The organism is Photobacterium sp. Alg240-V54 (genome assembly GCF_900537155.1).
Taxonomy (GTDB): domain Bacteria; phylum Pseudomonadota; class Gammaproteobacteria; order Enterobacterales; family Vibrionaceae; genus Photobacterium.
On sequence record NZ_UNRL01000014.1, the window covers coordinates 1 to 25,570 of the forward strand.

24 protein-coding genes and 1 rRNA gene are annotated in these 25,570 nt (G+C 42.8%); 13 read left to right on the forward strand and 12 right to left on the reverse strand.

Annotation, left to right across the window (positions count from 1 at the left end; all coding sequences use genetic code 11):
* The 4 genes from G6R09_RS18975 to G6R09_RS18990 all read right to left on the reverse strand — a co-directional run.
* Positions 1-122, reverse strand: a 16S ribosomal RNA gene (locus G6R09_RS18975); the annotation flags it as partial.
* Between the two features lie 498 nt (positions 123-620).
* Positions 621-1,145, reverse strand: a complete 525-nt coding sequence (gene hemG / locus G6R09_RS18980) for a menaquinone-dependent protoporphyrinogen IX dehydrogenase (RefSeq protein ID WP_163924034.1) — start codon at positions 1,143-1,145, stop codon at positions 621-623.
* Between the two features lie 10 nt (positions 1,146-1,155).
* Positions 1,156-2,613, reverse strand: coding sequence for a TrkH family potassium uptake protein (locus G6R09_RS18985; RefSeq protein ID WP_163924035.1), 1,458 nt, complete (start codon positions 2,611-2,613; stop codon positions 1,156-1,158).
* 43 nt (positions 2,614-2,656) lie between these two features.
* On the reverse strand, positions 2,657-3,283 hold the full coding sequence (locus G6R09_RS18990; RefSeq protein WP_065167751.1) for a YigZ family protein: 627 nt from the start codon (positions 3,281-3,283) through the stop codon (positions 2,657-2,659).
* Between the two features lie 264 nt (positions 3,284-3,547).
* On the opposite strand from G6R09_RS18990, the gene fadB reads away from it, so the two are divergent.
* The 3 genes from fadB (at position 3,548) to G6R09_RS19005 (ending at position 8,080) form a co-directional block, all read left to right on the forward strand.
* Entirely contained in the window at positions 3,548-5,725 is a 2,178-nt protein-coding gene (gene fadB / locus G6R09_RS18995) for a fatty acid oxidation complex subunit alpha FadB (RefSeq protein ID WP_163924036.1), read from the forward strand.
* 11 nt (positions 5,726-5,736) lie between these two features.
* A complete protein-coding gene (fadA, locus tag G6R09_RS19000) occupies positions 5,737-6,903 on the forward strand; it encodes an acetyl-CoA C-acyltransferase FadA (RefSeq protein WP_163924037.1) in 1,167 nt (388 codons plus the stop codon).
* A 196-nt stretch (positions 6,904-7,099) separates the two neighbouring features.
* Positions 7,100-8,080 carry an MDR family oxidoreductase gene (locus tag G6R09_RS19005; RefSeq protein WP_065167746.1) on the forward strand — a complete coding sequence of 327 codons (981 nt, stop codon included), beginning with the start codon at positions 7,100-7,102 and terminating at the stop codon, positions 8,078-8,080.
* A 60-nt stretch (positions 8,081-8,140) separates the two neighbouring features.
* Here the strand turns inward: G6R09_RS19005 and G6R09_RS19010 are convergent, their stop codons facing one another.
* Both G6R09_RS19010 and G6R09_RS19015 read right to left on the reverse strand, forming a co-directional pair.
* On the reverse strand, positions 8,141-9,082 hold the full coding sequence (locus tag G6R09_RS19010) for a LysR family transcriptional regulator (protein WP_163924038.1): 942 nt from the start codon (positions 9,080-9,082) through the stop codon (positions 8,141-8,143).
* Between the two features lie 118 nt (positions 9,083-9,200).
* Positions 9,201-9,389, reverse strand: a complete 189-nt coding sequence (locus G6R09_RS19015) for a hypothetical protein (RefSeq protein WP_065167744.1) — start codon at positions 9,387-9,389, stop codon at positions 9,201-9,203.
* Between the two features lie 138 nt (positions 9,390-9,527).
* On the opposite strand from G6R09_RS19015, the gene tusA reads away from it, so the two are divergent.
* Positions 9,528-9,779, forward strand: coding sequence for a sulfurtransferase TusA (tusA, locus tag G6R09_RS19020; protein ID WP_065167743.1), 252 nt, complete (start codon positions 9,528-9,530; stop codon positions 9,777-9,779).
* Between the two features lie 40 nt (positions 9,780-9,819).
* On the opposite strand, the gene G6R09_RS19025 is transcribed toward tusA, so the two are convergent.
* The gene (locus tag G6R09_RS19025; RefSeq protein WP_065167742.1) at positions 9,820-10,065 is read right to left on the reverse strand and encodes a hypothetical protein; all 246 of its coding nucleotides are present in this window, start codon (positions 10,063-10,065) and stop codon (positions 9,820-9,822) included.
* A gap of 277 nt (positions 10,066-10,342) precedes the next feature.
* On the reverse strand, positions 10,343-11,032 hold the full coding sequence (locus tag G6R09_RS19030) for an OmpA family protein (RefSeq protein ID WP_065167741.1): 690 nt from the start codon (positions 11,030-11,032) through the stop codon (positions 10,343-10,345).
* Positions 11,033-11,325: 293 nt separating this feature from the next.
* Between G6R09_RS19030 and glyQ the strand changes: the two genes are divergently transcribed.
* The 3 genes from glyQ to G6R09_RS19045 all read left to right on the forward strand — a co-directional run bounded on the left by glyQ (position 11,326) and on the right by G6R09_RS19045 (position 15,802).
* Positions 11,326-12,237: a glycine--tRNA ligase subunit alpha gene (glyQ, locus tag G6R09_RS19035; protein WP_036789134.1), complete on the forward strand. Its 912-nt coding sequence runs from the start codon at positions 11,326-11,328 to the stop codon at positions 12,235-12,237.
* 9 nt (positions 12,238-12,246) lie between these two features.
* A complete protein-coding gene (glyS, locus tag G6R09_RS19040; protein WP_065167740.1) occupies positions 12,247-14,316 on the forward strand; it encodes a glycine--tRNA ligase subunit beta in 2,070 nt (689 codons plus the stop codon).
* 235 nt (positions 14,317-14,551) lie between these two features.
* Complete coding sequence (locus G6R09_RS19045) at positions 14,552-15,802, forward strand: valine--pyruvate transaminase (RefSeq protein WP_163924039.1); 1,251 nt, start codon at positions 14,552-14,554, stop codon at positions 15,800-15,802.
* A 115-nt stretch (positions 15,803-15,917) separates the two neighbouring features.
* Here the strand turns inward: G6R09_RS19045 and gyrB are convergent, their stop codons facing one another.
* From gyrB to dnaA, 4 genes are read right to left on the reverse strand one after another with little or no spacing between them, the layout of a single operon-like run.
* Complete coding sequence (gyrB, locus tag G6R09_RS19050) at positions 15,918-18,338, reverse strand: DNA topoisomerase (ATP-hydrolyzing) subunit B (RefSeq protein ID WP_065167738.1); 2,421 nt, start codon at positions 18,336-18,338, stop codon at positions 15,918-15,920.
* 15 nt (positions 18,339-18,353) lie between these two features.
* Positions 18,354-19,436 (reverse strand): DNA replication/repair protein RecF, encoded by a 1,083-nt coding sequence (gene recF, locus G6R09_RS19055; RefSeq protein WP_065167737.1) that lies wholly within the window; start codon positions 19,434-19,436, stop codon positions 18,354-18,356.
* A gap of 2 nt (positions 19,437-19,438) precedes the next feature.
* A complete protein-coding gene (gene dnaN, locus G6R09_RS19060; RefSeq protein WP_065167736.1) occupies positions 19,439-20,539 on the reverse strand; it encodes a DNA polymerase III subunit beta in 1,101 nt (366 codons plus the stop codon).
* 1 nt (position 20,540) lies between these two features.
* Entirely contained in the window at positions 20,541-21,938 is a 1,398-nt protein-coding gene (gene dnaA / locus G6R09_RS19065; RefSeq protein WP_060999246.1) for a chromosomal replication initiator protein DnaA, read from the reverse strand.
* A 475-nt stretch (positions 21,939-22,413) separates the two neighbouring features.
* Here dnaA and G6R09_RS19070 point away from each other — a divergent pair, with 475 nt between their 5' ends.
* The 6 genes from G6R09_RS19070 (at position 22,414) to yidD (ending at position 25,568) form a co-directional block, all read left to right on the forward strand.
* Positions 22,414-23,169, forward strand: a complete 756-nt coding sequence (locus G6R09_RS19070) for an amino acid ABC transporter substrate-binding protein (protein ID WP_065167735.1) — start codon at positions 22,414-22,416, stop codon at positions 23,167-23,169.
* Positions 23,170-23,248: 79 nt separating this feature from the next.
* Positions 23,249-23,920, forward strand: coding sequence for an amino acid ABC transporter permease (locus G6R09_RS19075; protein ID WP_163924040.1), 672 nt, complete (start codon positions 23,249-23,251; stop codon positions 23,918-23,920).
* On the forward strand, positions 23,917-24,654 hold the full coding sequence (locus G6R09_RS19080; RefSeq protein WP_065167733.1) for an amino acid ABC transporter ATP-binding protein: 738 nt from the start codon (positions 23,917-23,919) through the stop codon (positions 24,652-24,654). The genes G6R09_RS19075 and G6R09_RS19080 overlap by 4 nt, the downstream gene beginning before the upstream one ends.
* Positions 24,655-24,837: 183 nt before the next feature.
* The gene (rpmH, locus tag G6R09_RS19085; RefSeq protein ID WP_006233350.1) at positions 24,838-24,972 is read left to right on the forward strand and encodes a 50S ribosomal protein L34; all 135 of its coding nucleotides are present in this window, start codon (positions 24,838-24,840) and stop codon (positions 24,970-24,972) included.
* 15 nt (positions 24,973-24,987) lie between these two features.
* Complete coding sequence (gene rnpA, locus G6R09_RS19090; RefSeq protein ID WP_082732189.1) at positions 24,988-25,344, forward strand: ribonuclease P protein component; 357 nt, start codon at positions 24,988-24,990, stop codon at positions 25,342-25,344.
* Positions 25,311-25,568 carry a membrane protein insertion efficiency factor YidD gene (gene yidD / locus G6R09_RS19095; RefSeq protein WP_080159046.1) on the forward strand — a complete coding sequence of 86 codons (258 nt, stop codon included), beginning with the start codon at positions 25,311-25,313 and terminating at the stop codon, positions 25,566-25,568. The genes rnpA and yidD overlap by 34 nt, the downstream gene beginning before the upstream one ends.
* Positions 25,569-25,570 lie beyond the last annotated feature (2 nt).

Sequence of the window (25,570 nt, forward strand, 5' to 3'; positions counted from 1 at the left end):
TTACTCACCCGTCCGCCGCTCGTCAGCATTGATAGCAAGCTATCAATCTGTTACCGCTCGACTTGCATGTGTTAGGCCTGCCGCCAGCGTTCAATCTGAGCCATGATCAAACTCTTCAATTAAAGTTTTGTTGTCTCTTTCGAGACGGCTCAATGAATACTGACTTCAAAACTACCTTAGTAATTTTAAAGCTATTATCGTTCCAACAGAACGATAATGAATTGACTGTGCCAAATAACCGTAGTTATTTGTATTGGTCACTCAGTTCATTGATAAATCTTTCGACTTAACTATTCAACGAGTGCCCACACAGATTGCATGGTCAAATTGTTAAAGAACATTCTTCTTCGACAGACTAAACATTTAACTGCTTATTCGTTATCGTTGAAGTGGACGGCCATTCTAGCGAAATAACATAAAGTGTCAACCACTTTTTTAAATTTATTTCATCTGACTCATTATCCAATCGATTGAAGCATAACGCCTTATTTATAAGCCGCTCACTGTTTCGATAGAGCAGCAGTATAAAGACAACTGCCGTCTTCGCAACTACTTTATGTAATTTATTAATAAAAACGGCCCGTTAGATCAAAAAGCAAACAAAGCGTTCAATAATCCAATTATAGCGTTCTAAATTGCTGACTAAAATTAGATACTTTTTGCCAATCGGTATATTCCACTTCTTTGGTAGTATCCGTTTCACCGCCAGTTAACTTCATTATGAGCTTAATCATAGTGCGATCAAAAAAGTTATACCGTGGATAACGTAACGCACCAGCAAACACTGCCATCATTTTCGGGTGCCATGGTGATTTCAATAAAAACTTCTTCACATAAGCACTCGTTGCTGGCGTATCTTTGCCTTCTTTACGAGCGGTTAAGTTCACGCAAAAAAAAGCGACCTTTGTTTGCTCAAGATTTTCATGGTTACTATCAATAAATTGATAGAGCTTTTTGTTTAAATGTCCATAACGCACAGAAGCACCAATAAGTACGCGATCATAACTACTGAAATCAATTGTTGGCTTTAGATGAATATCAGCATAATCACATTGATACTGCTCTCCTAGGTTCTGCTCTATGTGATTAAGGATTTTAATCGTTTGTCCTTCACAACTAGAATGCAGTAATAATACCTTTTCCATGATCGCTCCTTTAATTACGCCAAAAGGTCGGTGTAAATAAAACTAATAATGTAAACACTTCTAAACGCCCGAACAGCATAGCAATAATGAGGATCCATTTCGCTGAATCATTTATTTGGCCAAAATGCACCGCAACTTCTCCCAACCCGGGGCCTAAATTATTAAGTGTCGCGGCCACGGCAGAAAATGCAGTTAACTCATCAATACCTGTTGCTATCAATGCCAGCATACACACCACAAACACCAGCGCATAAGCCGAGAAGAACCCCCACACAGCATCAACAACTCGTTGTGGTAATGCTTTACGACCTAATTTAATGGTGTACACCGCACGTGGATGCACCAAGCGTTTTAACTCTCGCACCCCTTGTAATGAAAGTAACAGCATACGAATAACTTTCATGCCACCGCCCGTCGAGCCAGCACAGCCACCTATAAAAGAGGAAAATAGTAATAGCACAGGTAAAAATAATGGCCAGTCTGAAAAACCAGTCGTGGTAAACCCGGCAGTGGTTGATATCGATACGGTTTGGAATAATGCTTGATCAAAAGAGTCAAAAGCACTGTCGTAGGAGTGATGCTTTAATAACATTCCAAAACAAATCGCAAATAAAATAAATTGCACCACAAAAAACGCTCGAAACTCAGGATCTCGCCAATAGGTTTTAAGGTTTATATTGCCATTACCAAACGCGGCAAAGTGAAGTGAGAAGTTACAAGCCGAGATTAAAAGGAAACAGACCGTGATGATATTAATCGCCGGACTATTAAAATAACCAATACTGGCATCATGGGTTGAGAAGCCACCTATCGCAATGGTTGAGAAACTGTGTGATATAGCATCAAAGCCTGTCATACCTGCAAGCCAAAACGCTAATGCACAAGCAATAGTTAACGCGAGGTAGATGTACCACAATGTTTTAGCCGTTTCTGCTATTCGCGGTGTCATCTTACTGTCTTTGACAGGCCCTGGCGTTTCGGCACGGTAAAGCTGCATACCACCGACACCTAAAACCGGTAATATCGCAACAGCCAAAACAATGATCCCCATGCCACCAAACCATTGTAGTAACTGGCGGTAAAATAAAATCGCTTTGGGTAAATGATCAAGCCCAACAATAACTGTTGCACCGGTTGTCGTTAGTGCAGAAAATGATTCAAAAAAGGAGTCAGCAACCGACAAGTCAGGATTTTTAGATAATAGAAAAGGCACCGCACCTGCACTGCCAATAACCCCCCAAAATAACACTACTATCAAAAAGCCATCACGGGCTTTTAGTTCATGTTTTTGGTAACGGTTAGGAAACCATAGTGATGACCCTCCCGCTAATAATAAAAAGAACGTCACCATAAAAGGAAACCCTGCACCATCACGGTAGATCAACGCTACCAGTGCAGGAATTAACATCGTGACACTAAATAAAGCGAGCAATAGCCCAACAATACGAGTAATTGAACGAAACTGCATGGCCTTAATCGGCCCTCATTTTAATATACATAATAAATAGTGGTTAACTCTCTGGTGTTGCTGTTGCGACGATCCGTCCACCACTGCGATTAATTAATTTGGTTCTAAACTCGGTCACAATTCGACTATCAAGTGCTAAATGCATATGCACTTGTTGACCATAATCAGCTTCAAGTTGAGTAGCGTTATATTCCTCTAATAAGGCTTCAACTAATGAAATTTGATTATAATCGCAACATAAATACAACTCACTGGTGATGATCTTTTGTTGTGTGGTCAGTAACGTTAATGCCCGTTGCACACCACCACCATAGGCTTTAACTAACCCACCAGTCCCTAAATGAATACCACCGAAATAGCGCACAACGACTGCCGTCAATTCACCGACACCACTGCCGGTTAATTGTGCGAGTATTGGTTTACCCGCAGTACCAGATGGCTCACCATCATCACTAAAGCCCCACAACATTGAATCTGTGGGTCTGCCAGCAACAAATCCCCAGCAATGATGATTGGCAGAGGCGTGAGCTGACTTTATTTCAGTAATAAACTGTTTTGCAGCATCAATTGAATCGGTATGTGCCAAATAGGTTATAAAGTGGCTTTTCTTTATTTCTTCTTCAAAAGTGACTGCTTGCAGTGGGATTAAATAAGGCTCAGAAGTTGACATAAAACCGCTCCCATCATCAAAAAAAAGAGTGGCAGCATAACATATTCCTACCACGACCAAAGTAATCTCCATTATTGACCATTGCGCATGCTGCCAAAGCAGTCTTTGTATTAAAGATGATGCACTAGTCGACAATGTTAAACAAATGTTTAAATTAATTATTGAATTTGTACCGATTGCGGTTCAGACTAAATATTACCACACAGGTCAAACCAGTTAAATCACACCTAATCCGTCATAAAATGGAATATATGGAGATAGAACATGATTTACCACGGTGAAACAGTCACAGTTGATTATCTCGAAGATGGCATTGCTGAAATTATTTTTGATGCGCCATCCCCGGTCAATAAGTTTGACCTTGCTACTCTTGAAAGTTTTAACTTGGCACTTGATGCGCTTTATCAGCAACCTAAGCTCAAGGGGGTAATATTACGCTCAACCAAAGCCGCTTTTATTGTTGGTGCTGATATTACTGAGTTTCTAGGCTTGTTTGCTCTGCCTGCCGATCAACTTTCCAAGTGGCTTCATCACGCCAATACTATCTTTAATAAATTAGAAGACCTGCCAGTCCCAACCATTGCAGCCATTAATGGTTATGCCCTTGGTGGTGGTTGCGAATGTGTACTTGCCACTGATTTTAGAATTGCTGATCACCAAGCGCGAATTGGGCTACCAGAAACCAAACTTGGTATCATGCCTGGCTTTGGAGGCACTGTACGTTTACCACGTTTAATTGGGGCCGACAGTGCGATGGAAATAATCACTGCCGGTAAAGATAAAACCGCAGCAGCGGCATTAAAAATAGGCTTAATCGATGCCGTGGTAGCGACGGATATATTACCAACCGCAGCATTAACGATGATCAAACAAGCGATTACGGGTGATTTAGATTGGCAACAACGTCGCCATCAAAAACAAATCCCTTTACGATTAAGTACTACTGAAGCCTTAATGAGCTTTACGACGGTTAAAGCGATGGTAGCAAACATTGCCGGTAAACATTACCTTGCTCCAATGGCGGCAGTAACCGCCATAGAAACAGCAGCAAGTTGTAACCGTGAATCAGCACTTACAATTGAAAACAAACACTTTGTTACCCTTGCTAAAACAGATATTGCTCAAGCATTGGTGGGGATTTTCCTTAATGATCAATACATCAAAAACCAAGCTAAACAAGCGATAAAAACAGCGCCAGCAACACAACAAGCAATGGTACTTGGCGCTGGCATTATGGGAGGAGGTATTGCTTACCAATCAGCGACTCATCATGTGCCCGTAATAATGAAAGATATTGCAACAGACGCGTTAACACTCGGTATGGAGCAAGCAGCAAAGTTACTCAATAAAAAGTTAACTCGCGGCCGTATCGATGGCTTACAGATGGCAGCAACCTTAGCCACCATCACGCCAACATTAACTTATAGTGATAGTTGTCATGTTGATATTGTTATTGAAGCGGTGATTGAAAACCCAACCATAAAAGCCACGGTATTGGCTGAAGTTGAGCAGCAAGTTGATACTACTACTGTACTAACATCAAACACTTCAACCATTCCGATTAATTTACTGGCTCAAGCATTACAACGCCCCCAAAATTTTTGTGGTATGCACTTTTTTAATCCTGTCCACAAAATGCCCTTAGTTGAGATCATTCGCGGTCAACATACCGCCAATGAAACCATTGATCGTGTGGTGGCTTACGCTGCCAAAATGGGAAAAACACCCATCGTCGTCAATGATTGCCCAGGATTTTTCGTTAATCGCGTTTTATTTCCTTATTTGGCTGCATTTAGTTTGTTACTGCGTGATGGCGGTGATTACGTTCAAATTGATACCATTATGGAGCAAGATTTTGGCTGGCCAATGGGGCCGGCTTATCTATTAGATGTGGTTGGTATTGATACCGCTCACCACGCTCAAAAAGTCATGGCGCAAGGCTTTCCGCAACGGATGGCAAAACACTATACCGATGCCGTTGATGTGCTATACCAACACCAGCGTTTCGGCCAAAAAACCGGGGCTGGATTTTTTAGTTACAGCACGGATAAAAAAGGCAAACCCCAAAAAACATTTGATCCACAAACCGCAACATTACTCCAGCCCATAGCGGCAGCACCTACTGACTTTGATAGCACTGTTGTCATCGACCGCATGCTGATCCCGATGATTAATGAAGTAGTACGTTGTTTAGAAGAAAATATTATCGCCACCCCTGCTGAGGCGGATATGGCTCTGGTTTACGGTTTAGGCTTCCCTCCTTTTAGAGGTGGTGTATTCCGTTACTTAGATCAGATAGGTTTAGCCAACTATGTCGCATTAGCTGAACGCTACCAATCACTCGGTGCGTTATATCAAGTACCCGCAGGATTAAGAGCAAAAGCCGCTGCCGATGAATGCTACTACCCCGCACCAACTGCGGTCACGATGGCCCACCATTAAGGAGTTTGATTATGAATAACGTTGTGATTGTTGACTGTATCCGTACTCCAATGGGGCGCTCAAAAGGTGGCGCATTTCGCCATATTCGTGCTGAAGATTTATCGGCACATTTAATGCGAGGATTACTGAGTCGTAACCCTCAATTAGATTCGAATAATCTAGAAGATATTTATTGGGGCTGCGTGCAACAAACGTTAGAGCAAGGATTTAATATTGGCCGCAATGCAGCCTTACTCGCAGGCATTCCGAGTACTGTTGGCGCAACGACCGTAAATCGTCTTTGTGGTTCATCTATGCAAGCGCTGCATGATGCCACTCGTGCAATAATGGTCGGGGATGCTCAAAGCTGTTTGGTTGGCGGCGTTGAACACATGGGCCATGTACCTATGAATCATGGGGTTGATTTTCACCCTCAACTGTCTAAAACCGTGGCAAAAGCAGCAGCCATGATGGGACTCACCGCCGAAATGCTGGCCAAAAAATATGCGATTAGTCGTGAGCTTCAGGATCAATTTGGCGCTCGTTCTCATCAACGTGCTTATGCTGCCACAACCGAAGCTCGCTTTAGTAATGAAATATTTGCAACAGAAGGCCATGACAGCGAGGGTGTTTTAACAAACTATGTTACTGATGAGGTTATTCGGCCTGACACAACCGTCGCCGGATTAAGTCAATTACGGCCTATCTTTGATCCCGTTAATGGCACCGTTACTGCAGGCACCTCATCGGCATTATCTGACGGTGCGGCGGCAATGTTATTAATGGATGAACAACAAGCACGCAACTTAGAACTGCCGATTCGCGCGCGTATTAAAGCCATGGCAATTGCGGGCTGTGAGCCATCACTGATGGGATTTGGTCCTGTGCCAGCCACTCAAAAAGCATTACAACGGGCAGGATTACACCTCGATGATATTGGTGTTATCGAACTCAACGAAGCCTTTGCCGCTCAAACACTGCCATGCATTAAAGCATTGGGGTTAATGGACCAACTTGATGACAAAATCAATCTTAATGGCGGTGCGATTGCGCTGGGGCATCCATTAGGCTGTTCAGGTGCTCGAATTTCAACAACGCTAATTAACCTTATGGAACAAAAACACGCTCAATTTGGGTTAGCCACCATGTGTATCGGTTTAGGGCAAGGCATTGCGACTATCTTTGAGCGCGTAGAATAATGATACTCACTCTGACTGAGATAAGTGAATATTGTTCTTAATATAAAGAGAATTGCGGTTGGCGGCATGATGACTTATAAGATATGCAACTTACACATAGATACAATGAGTAAGTTTCATTTTCTTGATCAACATAAGCCGTCTACACTCAAGTTTATATTGATTGCTAATCATGATTTTTTTCCGGAGTATTGCAATGTTTAAAGCACTAGTACTAGAACAAGAAGATAAAAAAACACTAGCAACTATTCGCCAAGTGGCAACATCTGAATTACCTGAAGGTGATGTATTAATTGATGTCGATTACTCTTCATTAAACTACAAAGATGGCTTAGCAATTACAGGTAAAGGTCGTATTGTGCGTCAATTCCCAATGGTTCCAGGTGTTGACCTTACTGGTACTGTGGCTGAATCAAGTGATGATCGCTATCACGTTGGCGATAAAGTGGTACTTACTGGCTGGGGTGTTGGTGAAGGCCATTGGGGTGGCATGGCTGAAAAAGCGCGTCTAAAAGCAGATTGGTTAGTACCATTACCAACCAATCTTGACGGTAAGCAAGCAATGATGGTCGGTACTGCTGGTCTCACAGCGATGTTATGTGTACAGGCTATTGTCGATGCCGGTGTAACTCCTGATGCAGGCGAAATTCTGGTTACTGGTGCAAGTGGTGGTGTTGGCTCAGTTGCAGTCACATTACTGGCACAACTAGGTTATAAAGTCGCTGCAGTAACAGGCCGCGCTGAAACTAACGGTCCATTACTGAAGCAACTAGGCGCAACCACGATTATTGATCGTAGTGTGTTTGAAGAGCCTGCTCGTCCACTTGATAAGCAATTATGGGCTGGCGCGATTGATACAGTAGGTAGCAAAGTATTGGCCAAAGTACTGAGCCAAATTAACTACAACGGCGCAGTTGCTATCTGTGGTCTTGCTGGCGGTTTTGATTTACCAACCACGGTAATGCCTTTCATTCTACGTAATGTACGTTTACAAGGTATCGATTCTGTAATGTGCCCATTTGAAAAACGTCAACAAGCATGGCAACGTCTAACAGAATTGCTGCCTGCAAGTTACTTTGAGCAAGCATGTCGTGAAGTATCGCTTGAGCAAGTAGCAGAATGTGCTGAAGCGATCACTAATGGTCAAATCACAGGTCGTGTCGTGATCAAGCTATAACTATTCAATAACGTTGTTAGTTAATGATTTAGGTCAGCCAAGTGCTGGCCTTTTTGTTAGCTACAATAAACCAATATCATGAACACGTGAGTTAATCAGTCGACCACACTCTTCTTTTATAATATTACGTAACCATAGTTGTGATGCTGAATGCTCACAACGTGCATGCCATAATAATGAATAATCAAATGGCTTAAACTCAAACGGTAATGGCTTCACAATTAACTGATAACGCTCTGCCACCAAATAGGCCAAGTCTGCTGGGACGGTAATAATTAATGGCATTTGATCAATGATCGCCAATGCTGCTTCTAGATGATAAGCCCGTAACACCATTTTCGGCTGAGGATGCCCTCGTAATTGCTCATCAATTAATGCCTTAACGCCATCGCTCACCGCAATCATTGCATGTGGGTAAGACAAGTAATCCTGAAAGGTAAGCGTTTTATTGGCCAGTGGATGATTTTTACTCACCAAACAAAACACGCTCACTTGCCCTAAAAGCTGATGGCATAAGGGTTCCATATCTGCACTTGGGCGACAAATTGCCATATCACAGCCACCAGTGGTTAACTGTGACAACAAATTATCATGTTGTAACGGACTGAACTCTAGTGAAATATGTGGCGCTTCTTGATAAATACGCGGCAGTGCAAACGGCAAAATAGTCTGTATTGCATAATCGGTAGTAGCAATTTTAAATGTTTGTTCGCAAGCTGCTGGCTCAAAATCACTTGGGGTCAGTAATATACGTAGTGATTCTAACGGCTCATTCAGTTGTGCATTTAATTCTAATGCCCGTTGAGTCGGTAGTAATGATTGTCCTTGACGAGTAAAGAGAGGATCCCCGAGTAAATCACGTAATCGTCCCAGCACTCGACTCATTGCTGATTGACTCAGGTTTAGCCTTACTGCGGCTTTACTGACGCTGCATTCTTCCAACAACACTTTTAACGCAACCAGCAAATTTAAGTCACGACGATAAACTTCTTCAAGCTCCATGTTTTACATCTCTACTGCTGACAATGAATTCAATATGGCTCCAGTATGGCGGGATAGATAAAAAAAATCCCGCCTTTTTAAAGCGGGAACATTTCATCATCAGCAATACAAGCCAACATTAAGGCTGTTTTTTTTGTTGCTCTAATTGTGTTTTATTGGAAAGCTCAACCCACAAACCGATAATCGCAGCCAGTAAGCCGCCCATCGAAAATAACCCTGTCGAATGGTGACTGGTAAGCATAATGGTACTGAATGAAATAATACACAACACGGCATAAATCATTACTCGGTCAATTGATGTCAACATAATATCCCCCTAATCCATTAGAAAGAAAGTTAATAGCTTGTTAATAACGTTACACAGTTTATCTTGATTTGCCAAGCGTTATTGATTAATTCTTATCCATCAGTATGATCACAACGTCTCCAATAATACGTGTAAATTATGACTGCAATTTTTGAAAATCCGACCCACAGCCTCGATGCTCAAGGGCTTCGTTGTCCAGAGCCAGTAATGATGGTGCGTAAAACTGTCAGAAAAATGGCTGCCAATGAGACCTTATTAGTCGTAGCTGATGATCCATCAACCACTCGTGATATTCCGAGTTTTTGTCGCTTTATGGATCACACCCTACTTGCCTCTGAAACAGAAGCCCTGCCTTATCGGTTTCTGATTCAAAAAGGCACAACGAATTAATCAACCATCAAGCAGCGTTTCATCGCGCTGCTTGTTGTTATTATTGATCATGTTGTTGTTGACGCAGTTCATCAAGTTGATGGTGTAACTGCTGAAGCTCTTTTTTAAGTGGTAACACATAACGCAAACGAACCCATGCATCGACAGATAAATAGGCGGTAATAATGGCTCCAACGACCATTGGTAACCACATGTCAGTCAGCATCATTCCGATAATATTCAGTACTAATGCGATATGAAATAACCAACATTGACTTTGGGGAGATATTGCTAAAAATCGTGTCATTCAAACCTCCTACGGCAACCTCAAGTCGCCTATATATCGTGCATCACTGAGTAATATATTGCTTTACCCTAGCACGACCCCCTGCGACTATCTGACACCAAAATCACAATTCTTGGCTTAATATTCGTCATTTCAAGCGATGTAACACTCCCAATACCACCTAAGTTTCACATGAAACGAATCGGCACTCCCACTATCATTTACAAAAAAAACCATGCGCCTAAGCCCATGGTTTTTATATGTCATTACACATAATAATATTATTGATACAACAATATTAACCCAGTGGAGAAAGAATAATCTCTACACGACGGTTTTGGGCACGTCCTTGAGAAGTACTGTTGGTTGCAATCGGGCTATTTTCACCACGACCTTGAGAAACAACACGGTTTACATTCACACCTTGACGAATAAGGTAGTTACCTACTTCACCAGCACGCACTTGTGATAGACGCTGGTTATAAGCAGCAGCACCAGAGCTATCAGTAAAACCTAATACGTTAAGCTGGGTTTTAGGGTACTCTTTAGCAACTAACGCTACATTATGTAACGCTTCCATCGCACGACCATTTAATGAAGACTGATCAACACCAAACGTAATTTCATTTGGCATATTTAAAATGATGTTATTACCATTACGTGTCACGCTGATGCCTGAAGATGCCAACTGCTGACGTAGTTTTGCTTCTTGAACATCCATGTAGTAACCAATACCACCACCCAATGCAGCGCCAGCAGCAGCACCAATCAGTGCGCCTTTACCACGGTCGTGTTTACTTGAAGAAGCCACACCAATTGCAGCACCTGCTAATGCACCGATGATTGAACCGCCAGAACCTTTCGCTGTTTGTGATTCACCCGTGTAAGGATTCACCGTTGAACAACCAGCAAGAGTCACTGCTGCAACAACAGAAATTACTGCTGCTCTCACCCACGTTTTTGACGCCATCACTTGATTTTGAGCCATTTAATTAAAATACCTATGTTATTGATATACATATTGCACATCGAATAAAGCTCAATGGACATTTATACCCACGAGTCATTTGTTTACGCTATTGTAATCATCCATTGTATTTACGCCATCAAAATAATGTCAAATACCTTCGCAGCTCTCGCCATTGATACCGTTATATTAAGGTATTTTATTTAATCTCGTCTTAGATGGATAAAAAACACTCACTTCCCCTACTCGGCTATGGATAGGCAAGGTATACTGATAATTACTCTATTTAATCCACTAATCTCGCGAAGCTGACAATGCAGAAATACGATATTAAAACCTTTCAGGGCATGATCCTCGCGCTGCAGGATTACTGGGGCCAACAAGGCTGTACTATTGTGCAACCTCTTGACATGGAAGTAGGCGCGGGCACCTCGCACCCAATGACATGTCTACGAGCTCTAGGTCCAGAACCAATTGCAGCAGCGTATGTACAACCATCTCGCCGTCCAACTGACGGTCGTTACGGTGAAAACCCTAACCGTCTTCAGCACTACTACCAGTTCCAAGTAATGCTTAAGCCGTCTCCAGATAATATTCAGGAACTGTACTTAGGCTCATTAGAAGTACTAGGTGTTGATACCAAAGTTCATGACATCCGTTTTGTAGAAGACAACTGGGAAAACCCAACCTTGGGTGCTTGGGGTCTTGGCTGGGAAGTTTGGCTTAACGGTATGGAAGTAACGCAGTTCACTTACTTCCAACAAGTTGGCGGCCTTGAGTGTAAACCGGTTACCGGTGAGATCACTTACGGTATTGAACGTCTAGCAATGTACATTCAAAACGTTGACTCAGTTTATGATTTAGTTTGGACAGATGGCCCACTAGGTAAAGTAACCTACGGTGACATCTTCCATCAAAACGAAGTTGAGCAATCAACTTACAACTTTGAACACGCTGATGTTGATTTCCTATTTACTTTCTTTGACCAGTGCGAGAAAGAATCACTTAAGCTATTAGCCCTTGAGCAACCACTGCCACTACCGGCTTACGAGCGTATTTTGAAAGCAGCACATGCTTTCAACCTACTTGATGCCCGTAAAGCAATCTCAGTGACAGAGCGTCAACGTTACATTCTACGTATTCGTAATGTAACCAAACAAGTCGCTGAAGCTTACTACGCATCACGTGAAGCACTAGGCTTCCCAATGTGTAAAAAAGATAAGTAAGGGATAGCCATGACAGATAAGAATTTCTTAATTGAGCTAGGTACTGAAGAGTTGCCACCCAAGGCACTTCGCACTCTAGCTGAAGCGTTTGCAGCCAACTTTGAAGCGGAGCTAAAAGCCGCTGACTTACCTCACCAAGGTATTAAGTGGTATGCGGCCCCACGTCGCCTAGCACTTAAAGTAACGGCACTTGCTGAAAACCAGCCTGATAAAGTCGTCGAAAAGCGCGGACCTGCAATTGCAGCCGCTTTTGATGCTGACGGTAATCCAACTAAAGCGGCTCAAGGTTGGGCTCGTGGTAATGGTATTACCGTTGATCAAGCTGAGCGCATGGTTACCGATAAAGGTGAATGGCTACTGTTCAAGCAAGAAGTGAAAGGCCAACCAGCCCAAACGTTACTGCCTGAACTTGCAGCGAGTGCACTGGCTAAGCTACCGATCCCGCGCCCTATGCGCTGGGGTGACAAAGACACTCAATTCATTCGTCCAGTAAAAACACTGACGATGCTATTGGGTGATGAGCTAATTGAAGGCACTATCTTAGGTGTCGCTTCAGCACGTACTATTCGCGGTCACCGTTTCATGGGTGAAGCTGAATTTACTATCGACAACGCTGACCAATACCCTGCTATTCTAGAAGAGCGCGGTAAAGTAATGGCTGATTATGAAGCGCGTAAAGCGATCATTTTAGCTGATGCTCAAAAAGCGGCTCAAGCGGTAGGCGGTATTGCTGATCTTGATGATGATCTTGTTGAAGAAGTAACGTCGCTAGTTGAGTGGCCGGTTGTACTAACCGCTTCATTTGAAGAAGAGTTCTTAAAAGTACCTTCTGAAGCCTTGGTTTACACCATGAAAGGTGACCAGAAGTACTTCCCTGTTTACGATACTGAAGGCAAGCTAGTGCCTAAGTTCATCTTCGTATCAAACATTATCTCTAACGATCCAAGCCAAGTTATCTCGGGTAACGAGAAAGTGGTTCGTCCTCGTTTAGCAGATGCTGAGTTCTTCTTTAATACCGACCTTAAGAGCAAGTTAGTTGATCGTCTGCCTCAACTTGAGACAGCTATCTTCCAAAAGCAGCTGGGTACTATTAAAGACAAAACTGATCGCATCACTGAGCTTGCAGGCTACATTGCTGACAAGATCGGCGCTGATGTCACTAACGCTAAACGCGCCGGTCTACTGGCAAAGTGTGATTTAATGACCTCAATGGTATTTGAATTCACCGAAACCCAAGGCGTGATGGGCATGCACTATGCTCGTCATGATGGCGAAGCTGAAGATGTAGCACTAGCTCTTAACGAGCAATATATGCCTCGTTTTGCTGGTGACCAACTACCAAGCACCGGTGTGTCTTCTGCAGTAGCAATGGCTGATAAACTAGATACTATCGTAGGTATCTTTGGTATTGGCCAAGCACCAAAAGGCAGCGACCCATTTGCATTGCGTCGTGCTTCTTTAGGTGTATTACGTATCATCGTTGAAAACGGTTACGACTTAGATCTTATTGACTTAGTTGCTAAAGCGCACGCATTGTTTGGTGACAAACTGACGAACGCTAACGTTGATTCAGATGTCATTGAATTCATGCTTGGTCGTTTCCGTGCATGGTATCAAGATGCAGGTTTCAGCATTGATGTTATTCAAGCAGTGCTAGCAATGCACCCAACTCAACCGTCTGACTTTGATAAGCGTGTTAAAGCGGTAAGTCATTTCCGTGACTTAGACGCAGCTGAATCACTAGCAGCGGCAAATAAACGTGTGGGTAATATTCTAGCTAAATTTGACGGTGAGCTACCAACTTCGGTTGATAACAGCTTATTAGTTGAAGCGGCTGAAAAAGAGCTCGCAGCTAAAGTTGAAACTGTTGTTGCAACCCTAGCACCCGTCTTTGCTGCTGGCGATTACCAGCAAGCACTGACAGAGCTAGCATCACTACGCGAAGCGGTTGATGCGTTCTTTGATAACGTAATGGTAATGGCTGAAGACGAAAAACTTAAAGTTAACCGTCTAGCACTGCTTAACCTACTGCGTAACCAGTTCTTACAAGTAGCAGATATTTCATTACTGCAAAAGTAACTTAACTCTGGTTAATAATAATGACTAACCACGCTTCGGCGTGGTTTTTTTATAGCTTGATTCTTTAAGGGTTAACCTTGTTCCACGTGAAACATTCCACACAGCCGACCACTACTCGATGTACAAACTAAGACTTTCGCTTCAAATCGCAATCAGGTATTTTGACCTATTCCCCGCCAGACATCGCGGGATTTAAAGTGCTAACATTGGCACTGATATAGAGGTCAATAGCACTATGGCATATTCTATCTTTGGCGATAAGTTCGCAGGCGATTCAGGCATTACCCAACTCATGCACGATCTAAATGATGGTCTAACGAACCCTGATGCCATTATGCTTGGCGGTGGTAACCCGGCTCAAATTCCGGCGATGGTCGACTATTTTAATCAACTGCTAGGCGAGATGGCTGCGACTGGAGAGTTAACCGCATCGATCACCAACTACGATGGCCCGCAAGGAAAAGACCGTTTTATTGCTGCCCTCGCGACACTTCTTAAACACCATTATGGTTGGGATATCAGTAATGACAACATCACCCTAACCAATGGCAGTCAAAGTGCCTTCTTTAATTTATTTAATTTATTAGCCGGAAAATGCCAGGATGGCAGCCATAAAAAAATTCTGTTACCGCTATCGCCTGAATATATTGGCTATGCCGATGCTGGCCTTGAGCCAAATATGTTTATCTCTTACCAACCGACAATCAGTGTGTTGGATAATGGCCTGTTTAAATACCATATCGATTTTAGCCAATTGGTGATTGATGACACTATTGGTGCTATTTGTGCATCACGTCCGACTAACCCAACCGGTAATGTACTCACTGATGATGAGATTAAACAACTCGATACCCTTGCCCAAGCGCACAATATTCCGCTGATTATCGATAACGCCTACGGCATGCCTTTCCCTGATATTATCTTTGCTGATGTCACTCCATTTTGGAACTACAATACTATCTTATGTATGAGCTTATCTAAGTTGGGATTACCAGGAATTCGCTGTGGTATCGTCATTGCTAAAAAAGAGATAATTACCGCGCTCACTAATATCAATGGCATTATCAATCTTGCTCCTGGCAGTTTAGGGCCTGCGATTGCCGACAAATTAATTAGTCGTAATGATCTATTACGGCTAAGCCATGAAGTGATTCGTCCTTATTACCACCGTAAAGCTCAGCATGCAGTGAGTTTATTACAGCACTATATCAAGGATGAACGGTTTCGAATCCATAAGCCTGAAGGGGCAATATTCCTATGGCTATGGTGTGATGAATTACCAATCACCACTAAAGCGCTATATCAACGCTTAAAAGCCCGCGGCGTATTGATTGTCCCTGGCGAATATTTCTTTATTGGTTTACAACAACCATGGCAACATAGTCAGCAATGTTTACGGATGAACTACGTTCAAAGTGATGAGCAGATGGAACAAGGAATAAAGATAATAGCTGAAGAAATCACACGAGCTTATGCGGCAGGCTAACGCTGCCCTCCCCTATTACTATCGAGATAAAATACAACGTAGATGACAAATATTACCCATAAAAAAACGCCGCTAATAATAGCGGCGCTTTTATAAGTATTAACCTAACAACAAACTAGACGTCAAGGTTAGCAACTTTTAGTGCGTTTTCTTCAATGAAGTTACGACGCGGTTCAACCTGATCACCCATCAAACAAGTAAACAATTCATCCGCTGCAACAGCATCATTAATGGTTACTTGCAGCATACGACGTACATCAGGATCCATGGTTGTTTCCCACAACTGGTTCGGGTTCATTTCACCCAGACCTTTATAGCGTTGTAAAGATAAGCCACGACGTGATTCTTTGTTTAGCCACTCAAGCACTTCTTTAAAGCTTGAAACCGGTTGTTTACGCTCACCACGTTGAACAAAAGCCGTCTCATCTAATAAGCCATCGAGTGCTTCTGAAAGATCGGCTAATTTAGCGTACTCTTTTGAATTTAGTAGATCGAAGCTTAATGGGTACTCATGATCAACACCGTGAGTACGTACCACAACCTTAGGTACGAAGACATTGTTCTCTTCATCACGTAAGATTTCAAACGTAAACTGGCTTTCGCCTGATTGCTTGGCATTTAGAGCAGCAGTTAAAGTTGTTAACCATGCTTCAACTTGTGCGCTATCAGCTAGCATTTCAGTGCTTAAACGAGGTTGATAAACTAACTCATTAAGCATTAGTGCTGGGTAACGACGGCTCATACGTTCGATCAGTTTCATCGCCCCATTGTATTGCGTTACTAGTGTTTCAAGTGCCATACCCGTCATCGCTGGCGCACCATCATTAGCAAACAAAGAAGCATTATCCAGTGCCAATGACGTTTGGTACTGGTTCATCTCTTCGTCATCTTTGATGTATTGCTCTTGTTTGCCTTTCTTCACTTTGTAAAGTGGTGGCTGAGCAATATAGATGTGGCCACGCTCAATAAGCTCTGGCATTTGACGATAGAAGAAGGTCAATAGTAACGTACGAATGTGCGAACCATCGACATCGGCATCGGTCATGATGATGATATTGTGGTAACGCAATTTATCTGGGTTGTACTCGTCACGACCAATACCACAACCCATAGCTGTGATCAGCGTTGCCACTTCTTGTGAAGATAGCATCTTGTCGAAACGGGCTTTTTCAACGTTTAGGATTTTACCTTTTAGTGGCAGAATCGCTTGGTTTTTACGGTTACGCCCCTGCTTGGCTGAACCGCCAGCAGAGTCCCCTTCCACAATGTAAAGTTCAGACAATGCAGGATCTTTTTCCTGACAGTCAGCAAGTTTACCTGGAAGACCCGCTAAATCTAATGCGCCTTTACGACGAGTCATTTCACGTGCTTTACGCGCCGCTTCACGCGCACGAGAGGCATCGATAATTTTAGTACAAATGATCTTTGCATCAGCCGGACTTTCTAATAAGAACTCGGCAAACTTCTCGTTCATTGCTGATTCAACTGCGCTCTTCACTTCGCTTGAAACCAATTTATCTTTGGTTTGGCTAGAGAACTTAGGATCAGGTACTTTTACCGAAACAACCGCCACCAAACCTTCACGAGCATCATCACCTGAGGTTGCCGCTTTGGCTTTCTTTGAGTAGCCTTCTTTATCCATAAATGAATTAAGAGTACGCGTTAAAGCGCCACGGAAACCGGCTAAGTGGGTACCACCATCACGTTGAGGGATGTTGTTAGTAAAGCAGTAAACGCCTTCTTGGAAACCGTCATTCCACTGCATTGCCACTTCAACAGTAATACCGTCTTCACGCTCACTATCAAAGTGAAATACTTTCTGGTGAATCGGCGTTTTGTTGCGGTTCAAGTGTTCTACAAAGGCGCGAATACCACCTTCATACATAAAGTGATCTTGCTTACCTTCTTCACGCTCATCAATTAACTTGATAGAAACGCCAGAGTTCAAGAATGACAATTCACGCAGACGTTTAGCTAAAATTTCATAATGAAATTCAATATTGTTGGTAAAAGTTTCTTCGCTTGGCCAGAAACGTAAACGGGTACCGGTTTTGTCAGTATCACCCACTACAGCCAATGGTGCATCAGGTACACCATGTTGGTAAGTTTGCTGGTGAATATGACCTTTACGATTAATGGTTAACTCAACTTTTTCAGACAAGGCGTTTACAACCGAAACACCTACGCCGTGAAGGCCACCAGACACTTTGTAAGAATTATCATCGAACTTACCACCAGCGTGGAGTACCGTCATGATAACTTCGGCTGCTGACACACCTTCTTCTTCGTGAAGTTCAGTCGGAATACCACGACCGTCATCGCTTACCGAAACCGAACCATCTTCGTGGATCGTTACAATAATATCTTCACAGTGACCTGCAAGAGCCTCATCGATAGAGTTATCGACAACCTCAAAAACCATGTGGTGCAAGCCAGTACCATCATCAGTATCACCGATGTACATTCCTGGGCGCTTACGTACCGCATCGAGGCCTTTAAGCACCTTAATGCTTGATGAATCGTAATTGTTGGACATTGAGTTACTCTCGCTTTAATTATCCTGTGTTATCTTACCGTGTTCAACCATGAACAACTTACCATTTTCATCAAGCATATCAACCACTTGCTCGCGACTAATAGCACTAATGAACACTTGGGCGTTAGTTTCCTTTAATCGCTGCGCAAGCAACGCTCGCCTATGGCTATCCAATTCGGAAGCAAAATCATCAATTAGGTAAATACACTGTTTGCCGGTGGTCTCGGTTAGATGTAAACCTTGCGCTAAACGCAACGCACACACCATTAACTTTAACTGACCGCGGGACAATACGTCCTCAACCGGTGTTCCAGCAACTTTGATCCGTAAATCAGCCTTATGGGGCCCACTTACGGTATAGCCAAGCTGACAGTCACGTTCAAAATTACGTTGTAGCAGCTCAGCATACGGTGTCTCTTTTTCCCAGCCACGGTAAAAACCGAGCTGAATATCAAACTCAGGTAAAAACACCTGACATATCTCAGCCGCTTTGATTTTAACGGCATTAATATAGTCTTGGCGCCACACACTAATTTGCTCAGCAAGTAATGCCAGTTCTTGATCCCAATAACTGAGTTCACGATAGCTACGCGCTTGCTTTAATAATGCATTACGCTGTTTCGTCAGTCTTTTTAAGCGGCTCCATGCATTATAGAACTTTGGTTCAACATGAAACACACCCCAATCAATAAAAGCCCGCCGAAATTTAGGTCCGCCAATTAATAAATCGAACCCTTCAGGAGTAATTAACTGAAGTGGCAAAATTTGCGCCAGCTGAGCGAGCTTTTGATTGCCCTCTCCACCAATTTTAACTTCAGTACTGCCATCGCGCTGTTTACTGATCCCCACCGGTAAAGTGAGGTCATTATTATCGGTTACTCGACCATGAATAAATAACTGTTGCTGTTCATGACGAATCACACGACTGGTTAAATGGCTGCGGAATGAACGTCCGTGCCCTAAATAATGAATTGCTTCAAGAACACTGGTTTTACCGCTGCCATTGGCACCAACTAAAAAATTAAACCCACTGGCTAACGCAATATCACACTGGGCTATATTGCGAAAATCCTGCACCAATAATCGAGTAAGTGCCATAATTACAATCTAATTGGCATTACTACATACATAGCTTCATCATTGGTTGCATCTTCAATTAATGACGGTGCATTGGCATCTGATAATGACAACCGTACTTGATCACATTTAAGTGTATTCAATACATCAAGTACATAACTAACGTTGAAACCAATCTCTAAGCTGTCACCTTCATAATCAACATCAAGAAACTCTTCTGCTTCTTCCTGTTCAGGGTTATTAGCCGTGATCCGCATTTCACCGTTGGACAAGCCAACTCTAACACCCCGGAATTTTTCATTAGATAAAATAGCCGCTCGCGCAAATGCTTTACGCATCTCATCACAATTTGCTTCCACAAATTTGGTGCTATTTTGGGGCATTACACGACGATAATCAGGGAAGCGGCCATCAACTAGCTTTGAGGTAAACACAAAATTACCCACTGTCGCGCGTAAATTTGAATGACCAATTTGAATATTGACTAAGGCTTCAGGGTTATCAAACAACCGCACCAATTCAAGTACCCCTTTACGCGGCACAATAATTTGTTTGGTGGGTAAATCATGACCGGTATTAATCGCACATACCGCCATACGGTGACCATCAGTTGCAACAGAACGCAAATGTTGACCATCGGTTTCAAATAACATTCCGTTTAAGTAGTAACGTACATCTTGGTTTGCCATTGAAAACTGAGTACTGTCGATCAGTTGGCGCATACGCCCTTGCTCAAGGGTAAACTCAACCTCACTTTGCCAATCTTCAATATTGGGAAAATCAGCAGCTGGTAAAGTTGTTAACGTATAACGACTACGACCAGAGCGAATTAAAACGCGATCACCTTCATAGATAACCGCAATGGTGGCGCTATCAGGCAAACCACGGCAGATATCTAAAAATTTACGTGACGGTACTGTTACTGCACCAGCTTCAAAATCGCCTTCCAATGCAATCTTAGCGATCAATTCGACTTCAAGATCGGTGCCTGTCATCGACAAACAGCCATTGTCAACTTGCAGCAGAATATTACCTAGAATCGGTAATGATGGACGACCACCTAATGCACCAGTTACCTGTTGCAAAGGTTTTAATAAATGTTCACGTTCAACAGTAAATTTCATATTAAGACGACAACGTTCTAATTAGGTTTGAATAATCTTCTTTAATATCGTGGCTTTCTTCACGTAATTGCTCGATCTTACGACAAGCATGGAGCACGGTAGTGTGATCGCGACCGCCAAAGGCATCGCCAATCTCAGGAAGACTGTGGTTTGTCAGCTCTTTCGCCAGTGCCATCGCCATTTGACGTGGACGAGCAACACTACGAGAACGACGCTTAGACAGCATATCTGCCATCTTTATTTTATAATATTCAGCAACCGTCTTCTGAATATTATCAATGGTTACCAACTTTTCTTGTAATGCGAGCAAGTCGCGCAACGCTTCACGCACAAAATCAATCGTAATTGCACGTCCAGTAAAATTAGCATTGGCAATAACGCGATTCAACGCCCCTTCTAACTCTCGCACATTAGAACGTAAGCGCTTAGCGATAAAGAACGCGACTTCATCAGCCAATCGAATATTATGATCTTCGGCTTTCTTCATTAGAATAGCAACGCGAGTTTCAAGCTCGGGCGGTTCAATCGCTACCGTTAATCCCCACCCAAAACGCGATTTTAAGCGATCCTCTACCCCGTTAATTTCACGCGGGTAACGATCAGAAGTAAGAATTATTTGTTGATTACCTTCTAATAACGCATTAAAGGTATGAAAAAATTCTTCTTGTGAACGTTCTTTATTAGCAAAAAATTGAATATCATCAATCAATAATGCATCGACACTGCGGTAATAACGCTTAAATTCTTCAATGGCGTTATTTTGCAGCGCTTTCACCATATCTTGCACAAAACGCTCTGAATGCATGTAAACCACTTTAGCATTGGGTTTACGATTAGCGATAGCATTACCCACCGCATGCAATAAGTGCGTTTTACCTAAACCGGTACCACCATATAAAAATAATGGGTTATACGCTGCACCTGGGTTATCAGATACCTGACGGCATGCAGCAAGGCCTAACTGGTTCGATTTACCTTCAACAAAATTATTAAAATTATGCTTAGGATTTACATTTGAACGATAGCCCCCTGGCGATTCAGCTTGTACCGGTGACGGCGCAGGCTCGTAATGCACCGGTTCTGGCTCTGTACGCGGTTTTGATTGTGGCAAAGTGAATACTGGCGGCGCAACATGTTGTGGCGGTGCCGCAACCGGTTTACTACCGACTTCAAATCGCAGGCTCGGCGCATCAGCACCGCAGAATTCATTCAGCAGTCGATTAATGTTATTAAGATATTTATCACGCACCCAATCTAATACAAATCGATTAGGGGCAAATAATGTCAAGGTATGATCATTTAATTCAGCCTGAAGCGGACGCAGCCACATACTGAATTCTGTCGCAGGGAGTTCTTCCTGAAGGCGTTGAAGGCACTGCAACCATAGCGAAGATGACAAGGTAGACTCCACACTGAATAAACAAAACATAAAAGGAGGATAATTTTATACGTGCTGAACAAGGATCACCAGTAAAGAGATCGCAGATCCAGTGAATAAGATCGAACTTATGCACATAGATCGCACAATAAAATGCAAGATCAGCACAATTTAACCCACCTTTACCCACAGCTATATTAACACAGCTATCACAAATATAAGTCGCTCATTCCCCGTTTAATGCTGTTTTTGCTTAATAATGTCCATTTAATCACCATCAATTATCATCCACAGAGAAAACTCATCGTTGTGGGTAACCTTTTATGCCAATTACACGCTTTCTGTATGCCGAAAAAAGCATGACATTGAAGTGTAATATGTCATACGCCAAACAAATGGTTATTTCAAATAACTGTTAATTATTATGTTTATCATTTAATACCAAGGTAGGATAGCCTCACCAAATAAATATCTATCAAGGTAAGGAATGTACCGAATGAAAAACTGGATAAAACCTCTTGTGATTGCAAGTACACTACTTGCTTGTACAACGACGAGTGTCATGGCAGCAACCACAGTTAAAGTGGGCATGTCTGGTCGTTATTTTCCATTCACGTTTGTAAGTAAAGATAAATTACAGGGGTTTGAAGTCGACCTATGGAATGAAATCGGCAAACGTAACGATTACCAAGTTGAATTTGTTACTGCGAGTTTTTCGGGTTTATTTGGTCAACTAGAAACAGGACGAATTGATACTATTTCTAACCAAATTACTATTACACCAGCCCGCCAAGCCAAATTTTTATTCAGCCAACCTTATGTCATTGACGGTGCACAACTTGTGGTTCGTAAAGGTAATACGAGCATCCACTCACCTGCAGATTTAGATGGAAAAACAGTAGGGGTTAATCTCGGTTCCAACTATGAGCAGTTATTGCGCCAGTTACCCAATGCTAAGCAAATTAATATCAAAACCTATGACAGTGGTATTGAACAAGATGTGGCGTTAGGTCGCACAGATGCCTTTGTAATGGATCGTTTATCGTCACTAGCGATCATTAATAGTAAACCACTACCGTTACAATTAGCCGGAAAACCCTTTGCTACCATTGAAAATGCATGGCCATTTTTAAATAACGCCAAAGGTGAGTTATTACAACAACAAGTAAATAAGGCATTAACGGCTATGCGTGATGATGGCACCTTAAAAACGATCTCAACCAAATGGTTCCATAGCGATATCACTCAATAATCTTCACTCCACCATTGATAATAATTGTCACTGGTGGAGTCTGTCTCACCTTGCTTAATCAGTAAAACGGATCACCATTATGGGTTTTGATTTTAATTATATGTTGTCGTTGATGCCTATTTTGTTGAAATACCTACCAACGACATTATCTATGGCTGCACTTGGGGCTGTTTTTGCCCTGATACTTGGCTTAATTCTCGCTTTAATTCGTATTTATCAGCTGCCAGTGCTGAACTCGCTAACGCAGCTTTATATCAGTTTTTTCCGTGGTACACCGTTACTGGTGCAGCTATTTTTACTCTATTACGGCTTACCACAAGTGATGCCGAGCTTGGTAGGACTGAATGCCTTTAGCGCTGCAGTGATTGGTCTTAGCCTCCATTTTGCCGCTTACATGGCAGAAAGCATTCGCGCCGCCATTATTGGCGTAGATCGTAGCCAACGAGAAGCCAGCTTGGCGATTGGTATGACAGAATCGCAAACCATGCGCCGAATTATATTGCCGCAAGCGACCCGTATCGCGTTACCCTCATTGATGAATTATTTCATTGATATGATCAAATCAACCTCACTTGCCTTCACGCTTGGGGTGCCTGAAATCATGGCAAAAGCACAAATGGAAGCCTCATCAAGCTTTAAATTCTTTGAAGCTTTCCTTGCTGTTGCAATAATATACTGGGCTGTAGTGATAGTGCTTACTCGCTTACAACAGCTAGCTGAAACCCGTTTAGACAGGGCCTATGTACGATGATAAATATAAAAAAACTTACTAAGCGCTTTGGCGAACACACGGTTTTTAGCGATCTCGATCTGCAGATTAACCAGGGCGAAATCGTGGCGATTATCGGTCCATCAGGGACAGGAAAATCAACCTTTTTACGTTGCCTTAATTATCTTGATAGTGCCAACAGCGGCACTATTGCTATTAATAATGTCGAGGTTAATTGCCAACAACCTAACAAAAATGACATTTTAGCCCTGCGCCGCCAAACCGGATTTGTGTTTCAAAATTACGCGTTATTTAATCACCTTACCGCCCAACAAAATATTAGTGAGGGGCTAAAAGTTGTTAAAGGACTCGACAATCAACAAGCACAACAGCGAGCACTGAGTATTTTGACCGATATTGGCTTAGCTGATAAAGCCAATCATTACCCCGCAGCCCTTTCTGGTGGTCAACAACAGCGAGTAGGTATTGGTCGTGCAATGGCGTTAGATGCAGAATTACTGTTGCTAGATGAGCCCACATCAGCGCTGGATCCACTGTGGGTAAATGAAGTGCTAAACTTGATCAAACAATTGGCACAGCAGCAACAAACCATGTTGATCGTCACCCATGAATTACAGTTTGCGCGCGAAGTCGCCGACAGAGTGATCTTCATGGCCGACGGTCAATTTGTAGAGCAAGGACCGCCACAGCAGATCTTTAATCACCCTAACGATCCGCGACTAAAGGCTTTTTTGACTCAAATAGGGATCCAATAAGGATCCTTGAACTTCGCGCTATAAAACGTATAATGCAGCGCCCGTCATTAGATGTGGGTATAATTATTGACTCTTTGTTGGTCAGTGATTACAATTCCGCCTCTTTGTTCGTGGTAATTGTCCAATTATGGCCAATTACATCTAACAAACTTAAAAACTGATCAGTTAATTTAAGGTAAAACCATGAAACGCACATTCCAACCTTCTGTTCTTAAGCGTAAGCGTAGTCACGGCTTCCGTGCTCGTATGGCAACTAAGAACGGTCGTGCAACAATCAATGCACGTCGCGCTAAAGGCCGTAAGCGTCTTTCTAAGTAATCATCGACGATTATTTTGAATAAGTACGCTTTTTCTCGGGAGTTACGTTTGTTAACTCCCGAACATTACAAAACTGTCTTCCAGCAAGCTCATCGTGCTGGCTCTCCTCACTTGACTATTCTTGCCCGTTCTAACGAATTCGACCACCCCCGTCTCGGTCTGGCTGTTCCTAAAAAACAGATTAAAACTGCTGTCGACAGAAACCGCTTCAAACGCGTTGTTCGCGAAAGTTTCCGTTTAAAACAACATCAGCTTCCAGCCTGTGACTTCGTAGTCATCGCTAAGAAATCAGCCAATGATTTGAGTAACGAAGAACTATTTACGTTGTTAGATAAGTTATGGCATCGCCTGTCTCGCCCGTCGCGTGGCTAGTCGTAAGACTAGTCCGCTTTTACCAACTGGCAATCAGCCCGCTTCTTGGGCCACGCTGTCGGTTCACCCCTACATGTTCTCAATATGCGATCGAAGCTGTAAAAACGCATGGAGCGCGAAAAGGTTGTTGGTTAGCGGCGAAACGTCTATTAAAATGTCACCCTTTAAATGACGGTGGTTACGACCCCGTTCCGCCAACCAAGCATAACGACAGAGAACATTAACC

Coding starts and splice junctions, on each gene's coding strand:
- G6R09_RS18985 (WP_163924035.1), bottom strand. CDS start 2,613: ATGCAGTTTCGTTCAATTACTCGTATTGTTGGGCTATTGCTCGCTTTA.
- G6R09_RS19045 (WP_163924039.1), top strand. CDS start 14,552: ATGGCATATTCTATCTTTGGCGATAAGTTCGCAGGCGATTCAGGCATT.
- glyQ (WP_036789134.1), top strand. CDS start 11,326: ATGCAGAAATACGATATTAAAACCTTTCAGGGCATGATCCTCGCGCTG.
- G6R09_RS19005 (WP_065167746.1), top strand. CDS start 7,100: ATGTTTAAAGCACTAGTACTAGAACAAGAAGATAAAAAAACACTAGCA.
- G6R09_RS19025 (WP_065167742.1), bottom strand. CDS start 10,065: ATGACACGATTTTTAGCAATATCTCCCCAAAGTCAATGTTGGTTATTT.
- glyS (WP_065167740.1), top strand. CDS start 12,247: ATGACAGATAAGAATTTCTTAATTGAGCTAGGTACTGAAGAGTTGCCA.
- G6R09_RS19030 (WP_065167741.1), bottom strand. CDS start 11,032: ATGGCTCAAAATCAAGTGATGGCGTCAAAAACGTGGGTGAGAGCAGCA.
- G6R09_RS19075 (WP_163924040.1), top strand. CDS start 23,249: ATGGGTTTTGATTTTAATTATATGTTGTCGTTGATGCCTATTTTGTTG.
- G6R09_RS18990 (WP_065167751.1), bottom strand. CDS start 3,283: ATGTCAACTTCTGAGCCTTATTTAATCCCACTGCAAGCAGTCACTTTT.
- recF (WP_065167737.1), bottom strand. CDS start 19,436: ATGGCACTTACTCGATTATTGGTGCAGGATTTTCGCAATATAGCCCAG.
- fadA (WP_163924037.1), top strand. CDS start 5,737: ATGAATAACGTTGTGATTGTTGACTGTATCCGTACTCCAATGGGGCGC.
- hemG (WP_163924034.1), bottom strand. CDS start 1,145: ATGGAAAAGGTATTATTACTGCATTCTAGTTGTGAAGGACAAACGATT.
- dnaN (WP_065167736.1), bottom strand. CDS start 20,539: ATGAAATTTACTGTTGAACGTGAACATTTATTAAAACCTTTGCAACAG.
- G6R09_RS19070 (WP_065167735.1), top strand. CDS start 22,414: ATGAAAAACTGGATAAAACCTCTTGTGATTGCAAGTACACTACTTGCT.
- gyrB (WP_065167738.1), bottom strand. CDS start 18,338: ATGTCCAACAATTACGATTCATCAAGCATTAAGGTGCTTAAAGGCCTC.
- fadB (WP_163924036.1), top strand. CDS start 3,548: ATGATTTACCACGGTGAAACAGTCACAGTTGATTATCTCGAAGATGGC.
- G6R09_RS19010 (WP_163924038.1), bottom strand. CDS start 9,082: ATGGAGCTTGAAGAAGTTTATCGTCGTGACTTAAATTTGCTGGTTGCG.
- G6R09_RS19015 (WP_065167744.1), bottom strand. CDS start 9,389: ATGTTGACATCAATTGACCGAGTAATGATTTATGCCGTGTTGTGTATT.
- G6R09_RS19080 (WP_065167733.1), top strand. CDS start 23,917: ATGATAAATATAAAAAAACTTACTAAGCGCTTTGGCGAACACACGGTT.
- tusA (WP_065167743.1), top strand. CDS start 9,528: ATGACTGCAATTTTTGAAAATCCGACCCACAGCCTCGATGCTCAAGGG.
- yidD (WP_080159046.1), top strand. CDS start 25,311: ATGGCATCGCCTGTCTCGCCCGTCGCGTGGCTAGTCGTAAGACTAGTC.
- rpmH (WP_006233350.1), top strand. CDS start 24,838: ATGAAACGCACATTCCAACCTTCTGTTCTTAAGCGTAAGCGTAGTCAC.